Source organism: Mucilaginibacter sp. 3215, assembly GCF_050433785.1.
GTDB lineage: Bacteria > Bacteroidota > Bacteroidia > Sphingobacteriales > Sphingobacteriaceae > Mucilaginibacter.
Genome location: NZ_JBNPWO010000001.1, coordinates 68804 through 81324 on the forward strand (window position 1 = coordinate 68804; position 12521 = coordinate 81324).

Annotated in this window: 12 protein-coding genes; 4 read left to right on the plus strand and 8 right to left on the minus strand. The window is 43.3% G+C overall.

Going from position 1 to position 12521, the window contains the following annotated elements:
• Positions 1-102: 102 nt before the first annotated feature.
• Positions 103-2742 carry an alanine--tRNA ligase gene (gene alaS / locus ABIC84_RS00270; protein WP_429262311.1) on the plus strand — a complete coding sequence of 880 codons (2640 nt, stop codon included), beginning with the start codon at positions 103-105 and terminating at the stop codon, positions 2740-2742.
• 425 nt (positions 2743-3167) lie between these two features.
• On the opposite strand, the gene ABIC84_RS00275 is transcribed toward alaS, so the two are convergent.
• Positions 3168-3680 carry a hypothetical protein gene (locus tag ABIC84_RS00275; protein WP_429262312.1) on the minus strand — a complete coding sequence of 171 codons (513 nt, stop codon included), beginning with the start codon at positions 3678-3680 and terminating at the stop codon, positions 3168-3170.
• A 285-nt stretch (positions 3681-3965) separates the two neighbouring features.
• Between ABIC84_RS00275 and gatB the strand changes: the two genes are divergently transcribed.
• From gatB to ABIC84_RS00290, 3 genes are all read left to right on the plus strand, one after another.
• Positions 3966-5435 carry an Asp-tRNA(Asn)/Glu-tRNA(Gln) amidotransferase subunit GatB gene (gene gatB, locus ABIC84_RS00280; protein WP_429262313.1) on the plus strand — a complete coding sequence of 490 codons (1470 nt, stop codon included), beginning with the start codon at positions 3966-3968 and terminating at the stop codon, positions 5433-5435.
• Positions 5436-6581 (plus strand): redoxin domain-containing protein, encoded by a 1146-nt coding sequence (locus tag ABIC84_RS00285; protein ID WP_429262314.1) that lies wholly within the window; start codon positions 5436-5438, stop codon positions 6579-6581.
• Positions 6582-6687: 106 nt separating this feature from the next.
• Entirely contained in the window at positions 6688-7377 is a 690-nt protein-coding gene (locus tag ABIC84_RS00290; protein ID WP_022831601.1) for a response regulator transcription factor, read from the plus strand.
• An 82-nt stretch (positions 7378-7459) separates the two neighbouring features.
• Here ABIC84_RS00290 and arsB read toward each other — a convergent pair whose 3' ends face one another.
• The 7 genes from arsB to ABIC84_RS00325 form a co-directional block, all read right to left on the minus strand.
• The gene (arsB, locus tag ABIC84_RS00295; protein WP_429262315.1) at positions 7460-8545 is read right to left on the minus strand and encodes an ACR3 family arsenite efflux transporter; all 1086 of its coding nucleotides are present in this window, start codon (positions 8543-8545) and stop codon (positions 7460-7462) included.
• A gap of 1 nt (position 8546) precedes the next feature.
• On the minus strand, positions 8547-8972 hold the full coding sequence (locus ABIC84_RS00300) for an arsenate reductase ArsC (protein WP_429262316.1): 426 nt from the start codon (positions 8970-8972) through the stop codon (positions 8547-8549).
• A 6-nt stretch (positions 8973-8978) separates the two neighbouring features.
• Positions 8979-9821 carry an arsenite methyltransferase gene (locus ABIC84_RS00305; protein ID WP_429262317.1) on the minus strand — a complete coding sequence of 281 codons (843 nt, stop codon included), beginning with the start codon at positions 9819-9821 and terminating at the stop codon, positions 8979-8981.
• A gap of 40 nt (positions 9822-9861) precedes the next feature.
• Entirely contained in the window at positions 9862-10191 is a 330-nt protein-coding gene (locus ABIC84_RS00310; RefSeq protein ID WP_090526397.1) for an ArsR/SmtB family transcription factor, read from the minus strand.
• A gap of 152 nt (positions 10192-10343) precedes the next feature.
• Positions 10344-10829: a hypothetical protein gene (locus ABIC84_RS00315; protein WP_429262318.1), complete on the minus strand. Its 486-nt coding sequence runs from the start codon at positions 10827-10829 to the stop codon at positions 10344-10346.
• Positions 10830-10941: 112 nt separating this feature from the next.
• Positions 10942-11334: a DUF7674 family protein gene (locus tag ABIC84_RS00320; RefSeq protein ID WP_429262319.1), complete on the minus strand. Its 393-nt coding sequence runs from the start codon at positions 11332-11334 to the stop codon at positions 10942-10944.
• Between the two features lie 87 nt (positions 11335-11421).
• Positions 11422-12486 carry an aldose epimerase family protein gene (locus ABIC84_RS00325; RefSeq protein WP_429262320.1) on the minus strand — a complete coding sequence of 355 codons (1065 nt, stop codon included), beginning with the start codon at positions 12484-12486 and terminating at the stop codon, positions 11422-11424.
• Positions 12487-12521 lie beyond the last annotated feature (35 nt).

The following is a 12521-nucleotide window of genomic DNA, read 5'->3' on the forward strand; positions in this document are numbered from 1 at the left end:
AAGCTCAAATTGAAAGTCCCTCAGGGGCTCTCGGAGTAATTCCTTTTACTTTCCGACTTCCGGACTTTCTGACTTCCCGACTATTATTTACCTTTGCTCCCTATGACTGCTACCGAAATACGACAGGCTTTTCTTGGTTTTTTTGTTTCAAAGGGACACACCATCGTTCCTTCGGCGCCAATTGTAATTAAAAACGATCCAACCCTGATGTTCACCAACGCGGGGATGAACCAGTTTAAAGATATATTTTTAGGCGAGGCAGCCCCGAAAGCCCCGCGCGTGGCAGATACGCAGCGTTGTTTACGCGTATCCGGCAAGCACAACGATTTAGAAGAGGTAGGTATCGATACCTATCACCACACCATGTTTGAAATGCTGGGCAACTGGAGCTTTGGCGACTACTTTAAAAAAGAAGCCATAGCCTGGAGCTGGGAACTGCTTACCGAAGTTTACAAGCTGCCTAAAGACCGCCTGTACGTTACCTATTTTGAAGGCGACGAAAAGGAAGGTCTTGAAGCCGATACCGAAACCTACGAACTGTGGAAGCAGTATGTAGCTGAAGATCACATCCTCCGTGGCAATAAAAAAGATAACTTTTGGGAAATGGGCGAAACAGGCCCATGCGGCCCTTGCTCGGAGATCCATTTTGACAGCCGCCCGGATAACGAGCGTGCCGAAGTAAGCGGCGCCATCTTAGTTAATGCCGATCACGACCAGGTTATCGAGATCTGGAACGACGTTTTTATGCAGTTTAACCGCCTTAAAGGTGGTGTATTGCAACCGTTGCCTAACAAACATGTGGATACCGGGATGGGTTTTGAGCGTCTGGTACGCGTGCTGCAAGGCAAAACATCAAATTATGATACCGATGTTTTTCAGCCGATGATCCAGTTCATTGCCGAAAAATCTGGGAAGAAATATAACAGCGCCGCTAAACCAGGGGATACCGACTGGAATGACGCTGTGGCTATGCGCGTACTGGCTGATCATATCCGCGCCATAAGCTTTGCTATATCAGACGGACAACTGCCTGCGAGTAATAAAGCAGGTTATGTAATCCGCAGGATTTTACGTAGGGCAGTGCGTTACAGCTATCAAACTTTAGGATTTAAAGAACCTTTCTTTAATCAGCTGGTACCTTTATTGGCTGAACAGTTTAAGGGTGTATTTGATGAATTATATTCTCAAAAGGATTTTGTACAGAAGGTAGTTTTGGAGGAGGAAATTTCTTTCTTAAGAACACTGCAGCAGGGTATAAGCTATTTTAATAAAAGCGTGAGCGGCAATAATGATAAAGTTTTAAGTGGCGCCCTCGCATTTGAATTATCTGATACCTACGGTTTTCCTATCGATCTTACCGAATTGATGGCGCGCGAAATTGGCTGGACAGTAGATATGGTGGGTTTTGAGGCCGCCCTCCAAGAACAAAAAACCCGTTCCCGTGCAGCAACCGCCATCGATACCGGCGATTGGATCGTTTTAAAAGACGATGAATCGGTAGAGTTTACCGGTTATGACGAAACCGAAACCATTGCCCATATCGTAAAATATCGTAAGGTAACCGCTAAGGGCAAGGAGCAATACCAGTTGGTGCTGGATAAAACACCTTTCTATGCTGAAAGCGGTGGCCAGGTAGGGGATAAGGGCGAACTGGTTTTCCCTGATGGGGAGATCATCCTGGTTACAGATACGAAAAAGGAGAACGGACTGATAGTTCATTTTACCGATAAATTGCCGCAGGATATTGACGATGCCTTAACTGCTATTGTTGATCCTGCTCTACGCAGCCAAACCAATAGTAATCACTCGGCTACGCACTTGCTGCATGCTGCCATGAAACAGGTTTTGGGTAGCCATGTAAACCAAAAAGGTTCATTGGTGAATGCCGATTACTTAAGGTTTGATTTTTCGCACTTTGCCAAAGTTACCGATGAGGAACTGGCGCAGATCGAGTCTATCGTAAACCAAAAGGTTCGTGAAAATATCCCGCTGAAAGAAGAGCGCAGTGTACTCTATGCCGAAGCCATCAGCAGTGGTGTAACCGCCCTGTTTGGTGAAAAATATGGTGAATACGTACGCGTAATTACTTTTGATGACAACTTTAGCAAGGAGCTTTGTGGCGGCACGCACGTGAAAGCTACCGGGCAAATCGGTTTCTTTAAAATTATCGCCGAAAGTGCTGTAGCTGCTGGTGTTCGCCGTATTGAAGCTATTACCGGTGTTGCTGCCGAAAAATATATCGTTACCCAAAACGCTTTGGTTAACCAGTTAAAAGAATTGCTTAAGAATCCTAAAGACCTTTCAAAAAGCATTGAAAGCTTACTGGACGAAAACGCTAAACTGAAAAAGGAGATCGAAAAATCGATCCTTGAGAAATCATCAGGCTTAAAAACAGAGCTGGCCCAAAAAGCCGAAGCTATTGGTGATATCAATTTCATCGCCCAAAAAGTAGCCCTGCCTAATGCCGACGCGGTTAAAAACCTGGCTTACCAGCTTAAAGATATCGTATCAAACCTGTTCCTGGTGCTGGTTGCTGATTTCGATGGCAAACCAAGCATTACCGTAATGATTGCCGAAAACCTGGTAAAGGAAAAAGGCCTGCATGCCGGTAACATCGTTAAAGAGCTGGCTAAAGAAGTTAAAGGCGGTGGCGGCGGTCAGCCGTTTTTCGCTACAGCTGGTGGCAGTGATGTAAGCGGATTGGATAATGTATTGGTGAAGGCGAGGAGCTTTGCGGGGTAAATAACCCCTCCATCACGTCATTGCGAGTAACCATCAGGGAAGCCCTGAAAAAAGCCGTGATGACATGTGAAACATATTTTAGCGATGGTGCGCGGGGGCCGCGTTAGGGATTGCAGTGTAAAGCCCACAGCGAGCGTTAGGATTGTGGGCAGGAAAAGCGAGGACTTGTAACGGAAAGCCCGGGCCGCAGGCAACGCCCACGTTATAAAACTGATCGAAAAAATACACTTTAATAACTTACAATCACGTCATTATAAGGTACGAAGCAATCCCTAATGAGTTGAGCGGCTAAGCAAGTATCTCTGTAACGTTGGGGATTGCTTCGTTCCTCGCAATGACGAATTTAATAAAATAAAAAAACGACCACCTCCACTGAAGCGGTCGTTTTTATTTATATACTTTTTAGGGGAAAGCCTGTTGGACAATTAATGGCGGTGACCATTTTTTTGTCCACGGTGTTCAACTACGCGGGTACGTTTTACTACGGTTTTATGCGGCTTTTGGTAACGGTTTACTACCTTGGTACGGTTAATCACATGTGTGCGGTTCACTACCCTGGTGCGATAGTTATCTCGCACTATAACATTCTTTGTACCGCGGTAGCGGGCATAGGTGTCACGGTCGTGTGTAAAATAGGTATACGCTCTTGGACGGTTTACGGCCACTTTGTAACCTGTTGCAATGGCGTAGCTGGCATAGCGTGGCGGCAATGATCGCCTCCAAACCCAGTTTCCGCCATCCAAATAAACATATTGATGAGTAGGGACATAATAGTAGCTTTCTACATCGGGTAAGTAGTAATAATTAATACCCGCATATTCGGCGGGCGGGTTCCATAAGCCAACATTTAAATTTACACTTACCTGTGCATTTGTCCTGGTAACCGAAGCTGCAAGTAAAAAACATCCTGCAAGCATTCCTAAAATTAATTTTTTCATGGTGTCTGTCTAAATATGAACACTTATTCAATTTCTGTGCCTGACAAATAAATAGACAGCGGAGGATACAGAAAGTTTAATCATGCTGATGACAGGCATGTTTTGAATTGAATATTCCCATCAACTGATCTCCAATCATCTGCTATAATCTCTATAACCCCTACCTTACAACTATATAATTGCACTTTTACCGTTGTTTAAAAGCAAAATGGTGTTGTTACTGTATTAATCTTTATATATTTGACTTTTATACATCAGTAAAATCATAGCTGAATTTTTATTTTTATGACAGTTCTCGCAGACGGGGTAGCTGAAAAGTACGAGTTGGTGATAGGCCTCGAAGTACACGCGCAGTTATCTACATCAAGTAAGATATTCTCGGCAGATTCGGCTGCCTTTGGTGCCGAACCTAACCGCCATGTTAGCGCGGTATCGCTGGGGCATCCAGGCACTTTGCCCTTTATTAATAAAAAAGCGGTTGAATATGCCGTTAAAATGGGCCTGGCCTGTAATTGCACTATCAACCTGAATAACAGCTTCGCCCGTAAAAATTATTTTTATGCCGATCTGCCCAAAGGCTACCAAATTAGTCAGGACCAGGCGCCTGTTTGCCTTAACGGTTATGTGCCCGTGAAACTGGCCGATGGCACTGAAAAGAACATAGCCCTGCACCACATTCATATGGAAGAGGATGCCGGGAAAAGTATGCACGATCAGCACCACGCCGATTCACTGATCGACCTGAACCGCGCTGGTGTACCGCTGGTGGAGATCGTATCTGAACCGGATATGCGCAGCGCCGAAGAGGCTGGTCAGTTCCTGACCGAATTGCGTAAAATTCTCCGCTATCTTGATATTTGCGATGGTAACATGGAAGAGGGCAGCATGCGCTGCGACGCTAATATTTCGGTGCGGCTTAAAGGTGCAACTGCCTATGGTAACCGTTGCGAGGTAAAAAACCTTAACTCCATCCGTAACGTGCAGCGTGCTATTGAGCATGAGTTTGCTCGCCAGGTAAACATTATTGAAGCCGGCGGCCACATCGATCAAAATACACTGAACTTTAACGCTGATACAGGCGAAACTTCAGTGCTCCGTTCAAAAGAAATGGCCAATGATTACCGATATTTCCCCGAACCGGACCTGCCGCCCTTGAAGCTTACCAATGAGTATGTGGAAAGCGTCCGTAAAAGCTTACCGGCACTACCCGGTCAGTTGTATCATAAGTATACGGAGCAATTGGGCTTAACCGCTTATGACGCCTCGGTTATCACTGCCGATAGGGACACCGCCTTTTATTTTGAATCGCTGATAAAACATACTGATCATTATAAAGCTGCTGCTAACTGGCTGATGGGTGCTGTACGCTCATACCTGAATGATCATAACCAAACCATTGGTAACTTTGCTGTTACGCCGCAAAACCTTGCCGCCCTCATCAAACTAATTGACACCGGGGTGATAAATAATTCTGTAGCTTCGCACAAATTATTTCCTGCCATGATCAAAGAACCCGGCAAAAAACCGGATGATCTGGCTAAGGAACTTAACCTGCTAATCAGTGCCGATGGTGATGATGTAACCCGTTTTATAAAGGATGCCATCGCCAAATATCCTGATAAGGTTAAGGAATACCAAAAGGGGAAAAAGGGCGTTTTGGGCCTGTTTATGGGCGAGATCATGAAAAGCTCAAAAGGGAAGATCGACCCGCAGAAAACTAACCAGCTATTGATAAAGGAATTAGAAGCTAAGTAAATGAAAGTTAAAAATCTGGCTGCCGGCGCGTTGTTATTGCTTAGCGCGGGCATGTACTCTTGTAAAAACGAATCACAATTTAGTGTTTCGGGAACTATCAAAAATCCGGGTAACCTTAAAGCTGTTTATTTGATTGAGGCCGATAGCTCGGGCTTAAAGGTTGTTGATTCTACTTCGTTAGGCGAGGGCGGTAAGTTTGAGTTTAAGCATGTGGCGCTTTATCCAAACCTGTTTAAACTTAGGGTAGGCAATACTGGTCCGCAGGGTGGCGAAATGCAGGGCGAAAACCTGTACGATTTCATTGCTAAAAATGGCGACGATATTGAGTTTGAAACAGACAATAACAATAAAAACCACGAGTATACTATCAAAGGTTCTGATGATTCGGATAAGATAAAGGAGTTTAACCGTATCAGTAATCTTTACGGCGATAAAAATGCTAAGCTTTTTGCCGAATATCAGGAAAAATCTCGCGGTGAGCGGAACGATTCGCTGCTGAAAATATATATGCCTATATTTTTAAAGAATGTGAATGAAAGCGGCGAAGCGGTTTTAAAATTTGTGAACGATAATAAAAAATCGCTTGCGGGCTTTTATGCAGCTACCACGCTCGATCCTACCAAATACGAAGCCCAGCTTATTAAATTTGCTGATGAAATCAGGGGCGATTTTAAAGATAACCCTACGGTACAAAAGTTTATCGCGCAGATGGATAAGGCTAAGCCGATATCCCTTGGTCATAAAGCGCCCGAGTTTACCGTTAACGGTATTGATGGCAAGCCAATTAATTTGTCTGATTACAAAGGCAAGTATGTAATGATTGATTTTTGGGCTTCATGGTGCCAGCCTTGCCGCCAGGAAAATCCAAATGTGGTTAAACAGTACAATGCATTTAAAGATAAAGGCTTTAATATATTAGGAGTATCGCTTGATAAGGACAAAGCACCATGGCAAAAAGCTATCAGCGATGATAAGCTTGCCTGGGCGCATGGCTCGGATTTAAACGGCTTTGAAGGCCCTACAGAAAGGCTTTACCATATTGAAGCTATTCCTTCAAATTTCATCATCGATCCGCAGGGAAATATTGTTGCCAAGAATATTACAGGCGCCGATCTTGAAGCTTTTTTAAATAAAACATTTAAATAGCCTCAACTTAGGGTTAATATAAGGTAACGTTTAACAATTTGTTAATATTAGCTTAACCATTAGCTGTTGTAAAGCGTATACTTTTATACAAAAAATTTAACGCAACATGAGCAGCACCGCAAAACAGAAAATACTTATTGTTGATGATGAACCGGATATTTTAGAACTGATTGAGTATAACCTCAAAAAGGAAGGTTACCAGGTGTTTTTAGCACGTAACGGCCAGGAAGCTGTTGCCGAGGCAAAAAAGGCCCTGCCTGATTTGATTGTACTTGACATCATGATGCCTAAAATGGATGGGATAGAGGCATGCCGCATTATGCGCACCATGCCCGAGTTTAAAAATACCTTTATGGTGTTTTTAACAGCCCGCAGCGAGGAGTATTCGGAAATTGCCGGTTTTAACGTAGGTGCCGATGATTACATTGCAAAACCTATCAAGCCACGCGCCCTGGTTAGCCGCATAAACGCCATACTTCGTCGTAATGCCCCTGCCGAAGACGTAATTGATAACAAACTGGAAATAGGCGACCTGGTTATCGACCGCGAAGCTTACCTGGTTTATAAAAACGGTGTTAAAGTTGTGTTGGCCAAGAAAGAATTTGAGCTGTTGTACCTGCTGGCTTCAAAACCCGGCAAAGTTTACACCCGCGAGGTGATCCTTAAAAACATCTGGGAAGATTCGGTAGTGGTTACCAACCGTACCATCGACGTACACATCCGTAAACTACGCGAAAAACTGGGCGACGATTGCGTTGCAACCGTGAAGGGTGTGGGTTATAAGTTTGAGGCTTAGCCCCCCGGCCCCCTAAAGGGGAGTTATATTAAAAAAAGCGATTGGACAACCAATCGCTTTTTTTTGTGGGATGGCATTGTAATTAGTCCCATTTGGCTATAACTTCGTTACGATAGTATTTTCTGCGAAGCCAAAATGCCACGTTAACCAGCGCTATCAGTGCCGGAACCTCAACCAGCGGGCCGATTACCCCTGCAAATGCTTGCCCCGAATTAATACCAAATACACCAATAGATACGGCGATAGCCAGTTCAAAATTATTGCCGGTAGCTGTAAACGCAATGGATGTACTTTTTGAGTAATCGGCACCCAAATATTTGCCGATGTAGAAGCTAAGCAGGAACATAATTGCAAAGTAAAATACCAGCGGTATAGCAATGTGAACAACATCCATAGGGATTTGCACTATGAGCCTACCCTTGAGGCTAAACATCAGTATAATGGTAAACAACAGCGCAATAAGGGTTATGGGCGAAATAAAAGGAATAAATTTTTGCTGAAACCAGCCCTCGCCCTTTAGTTTGATCAATGTATAACGACTAATAATACCAGCGGCAAAAGGAATACCGAGATAGATACCCACGCTTTTGGCAATCTGGAGCATGGTAATATGTACCTGGAGACTTTTAAAGCCAAGCACCGGCGGCAATACGGTTATAAAAATGTAAGCATATACGCTATATAAAAGTACCTGGAAAATACTGTTCAGGGCTATCAAACCGGCGGCATATTCGCGGCTGCCATCGGCAAGTTCATTCCATACTACAACCATGGCAATACAACGGGCAAGCCCAATCAGTATTAGTCCTGTCATATATCCTGGGTAACCGCGCAGGAAAACGACAGCTAAAATGAACATTAGGATAGGGCCTATTATCCAGTTTAAAATAAGCGAGGCACTTAATATCTTTACATCTTTAAATACCCTGCCCATCTGTTCATATTTTACTTTGGCAAGCGGCGGGTACATCATTAATATGAGGCCGATCGCCAACGGAATATTAGTAGTCCCGCTCGAAAACGAGTTGATAAAATCGGACGATGAGGGTATAAAATACCCTGTTACAACGCCTATAGCCATAGCCAGGAAAATCCAGATGGTGAGATAACGATCAATAAAACCGAGCCGTTTTCGTTCAACAGCCGGAGTGCAATTATTGGCAGACATATTATTGTGCTTCGGTTAAATGCTGTTCTAGAAATTGTTGGGTGTACGCTTTGATCTGTTCACGCACTTTTCTGAATTCGTCCATCACTTCATCTTCGGTGCCGCGGGCTTTGGCCGGATCCGGGAAGTTATAATGAAAACGTTTCACATTCCCCGGAAAGTAAGGGCAGGCTTCGTTAGCATTATCGCAAACGGTTATTAAATAATCAAAAGCAACGTTGGCGTATTCATCCACATGGTTTGAGGTATGGTTGGAAATATCAATATCATCCTCGGCCATGGTTTTAATGGCTTTGGGGTTTACGCCATGGGTTTCAATGCCCGCACTATATATGTTTGCTTTACTGCCCGCAAAATGCTTTAAATATCCCTCGGCTATCTGACTGCGGCAACTATTGCCTGTGCACAGTACTAATATATTTTTCATAATGTTTTATTGGCAGCAGCCTGGTTCGCAGCATACTTTTGTTTCGGGTTTTTCGGCATACACGGTGACGCTTACAATAGCGCCGTTGCCGTTTTTAAATTCGTTGATTTCATCTGCCGATAGGTAATTGCTTAAAATATCGCCAGGAATAATAATGGGTTTTTCTTTTTGTACAATGATATTGACAAAACCATTTTTGCTGATGAGCTCAAGGTATTCCTCTTTTTGAATGGCCCCTGATACGCAGCCTGCATACATTTCGGCGGCTGTCCTGATCTTTTCGGGCAGGCTGCCTGTCAATACAATATCCGAAATGCTAAAGTGGCCGCCGGGTTTCAATACGCGGTAAATGTCTTTAATGACAGCATTTTTATCAGGCACCAGGTTTAATACACAGTTGCTTACAATTACATCGGCCGCGTTGGCAGTTACCGGCATCTGCTCGATATCGCCCAAACGAAACTCCACATTATTAAAGCCAAGTTTGTCGGCGTTTTCGCGGGCCTTGCTAATCATAACTTCTGTAAAATCAATCCCTATTACTTTGCCGGTCTCGCCGGTTTCGGAGCGCGCTATAAAGCAATCATTACCTGCACCGCTGCCGAGGTCAATTACCGTATCTCCCTTTTTAATTTGGGCGAATTGCGTGGGCAAACCGCAGCCTAAACCAAGGTCGGCATCGGCATTGTAACCTTGCAGTTTGGTATAATCTTCGCTCATGATATTATAAACCTCGGTTGAACATCCGCTGGCTCCGCAGCATGATGATTGATTGGTATCCTTGTCCTGTAAGGCAATTTCGCTGTATTTCAGCTTTACCAACTCTTTTAATTCCTCGTTTGTTTTCATTTGTGTATTGCAATATTACGATTAATGTGACCAAAAAATTTTAACAGCAATTATTAAAGTCTTTGTACGATGAGAATAGTTTATTTAACTCATCATTCAGGTTTTGCCAGGCTTCGGGCTCAATGCAGTAGCAAACACTTACACCTTCAATAGTACCCTGTATAAGGCCGGCATTCTTTAATTCTTTAAGATGCTGGGATACGGTGGGTTGGGCAAGCCCCAGTTCGGATGACAGATCGCCGCAGATACAAGCCTTCGCTTCAATAATAAGCTGCAGGATGGCAATACGGGCCGGATGAGCGATAGCTTTAAGCTGCACAGCGAGTTTGTTCTGCTCGTCGGTAAATATTTCTGTTTTAGTGATTCCCATAATTATATTGCAATATTACGATTAATTAAATTACTGTCAATAGCTTTTACAATTTAATTTTCGGCTGGATGTTGATTGATGAAGTAAATTCGGAAAGAGGAGAGGAAGACCTGCGAAGTTTAGAAACTTCGCAGGTCTGAAAATTAGCAATCTTACTTAGCTGTAGCTGCCGCTTTCTTTTTAACGCTGGTAGCTGCTTTAGCAGTTTTCGATGCTACGGCCTTCTTAGCTTCCGTGGCTTCGGTTTTGGCTTTAGCAGTAATAGTTTTTGCCTTTGTTGCAGCCTTTGCTTTTACATCAGCCGCAGCTTGTTTAGCGGTTGCTGCTTCATCTTTTGCTTTGGTGGTAATGGCTTTAGCCTTAGTTTCGGCTTTGGCTTTTACTTCAGAAACTGCTTTTTTTGCTTTGGTGGTTACCGCGTCAGCTTTTTTAGCTGCTGCGGTTTTAGTTGGCGCGGCTTTTTTGGTGGCAGAGGTCTTTTTAGCGGTTACTTTTTCCTTGATATCCTCTATTTTTTCTTCGGCTGCTTCTTTTACGTCTTCGGCTGTATCTTTTGTGCCTTCCCAAAGGCTTTCAATTGTTTCTTTAACCTTCTCGAAAAATCCCTTTTCTTCAGGTTGGGTTGATTGATCACTCATGATGTTTTTATAGATAGGTAAACAGATTGTTATTAATTAACCTGTTAACCTCAAAAAGTTTAGGTTTGTTTTAAATCTGCTTAACAAACAGTAAACATCGAAGCCATTGAGATCACCCTTTAAACCTGGCATTACTCAACCCATATAAGCCGTCTATTATTTTTAAAGTAGCCTCGCCAACTCCCTGCTTCAAGAGTGATCGTATCTCGATATAGATATCTTGTTTAACCCATAAATGTATGGCCTGAAGTGTTTCGGTCTTATCACCCAGATGTTCATAAAACAATACGCAGGCGGCATTCCACAGGTCTTCAGATTTTTGCCTGAAACACCATTCGGCAAAATCATAGTTCTTTTTGAGCTGCATGGTGTCATTATCGCGATGTGCAGCAACAGTTGCATGTAATAATTCCATAAAAACGCTGTAAATAGACGTTTCGGGGTCTTCAAATTCTCTCTTTAAAGCAGGGAGGCATTCAATTGCCCTTTTTCGCCAGGCACTCATTTTGTAAATCTATGGTTATATCAGGAACTAATATAAAGCAAAAAGTCCCGCCGTTGGGCAGGACTTTTGTATAAAAAAGGCGTTCAATTATTTTACTACCGAAAACTTATAAAGCGATTGCGTTTTATAGGTATCGCCGGGTTTCAATTCCGTAGAAGGGAATTGCGGCTGATTTGGTGAATCAGGAAAATGCTGGGTTTCCATAGCAAACGAAGTACGGTACTCATCTTTAATACCGCGTTTCATCGCGTTTTTAGCCTGCATAAAGTTACCGCTGTAAAATTGTAGGCCCGGCTCTTCGGTAAATACTTCCATTTTAATGCCGCTCTTATCACCAACTACAGTTGCTATCGGAGTGCTCATGTCATGTTTGTTCAGCACAAAGTTGTGATCGTAACCTTTGCCGTCTTTTAACTGGACGTTATCTTCATTAATACGTTTGCCAATGGTTTCGGGCTTGGTGAAGTCAAACGGAGTGCCGGCAACTCTTTCAATTTTTCCGGTAGGGATCAAGCCTGCATCAACCGGTAAATAATTATCGGCATCTATCTGTACCAAATGATTGAGGATCGTACCGCTGCCTTCGCCATTGAGGTTAAAGAACGCGTGGTTAGTAAGGTTAACAACCGTTTTTTTATCGGTAGTAGCTTCATACTGGCATTTAAATGAATTATCGTCGGTAAGGCTGTAAATTACTTTAACATTAAGATTACCGGGGAAACCTTCTTCCATATCCTTTGAAAGATAGGTAAGCTCTACGGTAGACGAATCGATCATTTTACCATCCCACACCACTTCCTGGAAACCATGTTTGCCGCCGTGCAGCATATTGGGTGTATTGTTAATTGATGATTGATAATCTTTACCATCTATTTTAAAATGGCCTTTGGCAATACGGTTGCCGTAACGGCCAATGGTGGCGCCGTAATAACGTTCGGTTGATTTTTCAAAACCTTCCACATCATCAAAACCTAAAACAACATCGGTTAACTTGCCGTTTTTGTCGGGCACTAACAGGCTTACCACACGGCCGCCATAATTGGTGATGGTGGCAATAACGCCGTTTTTGTTTTTAAGGGTAAATAAATGGGTTTGTTTACCATCGATTGTTTTTTCGAATGCTGATACAGTGGTTTGGGTGCTATCCGCCATAGTAGTGTTTTTCTGTGAGGTTGAATTTTGATTAC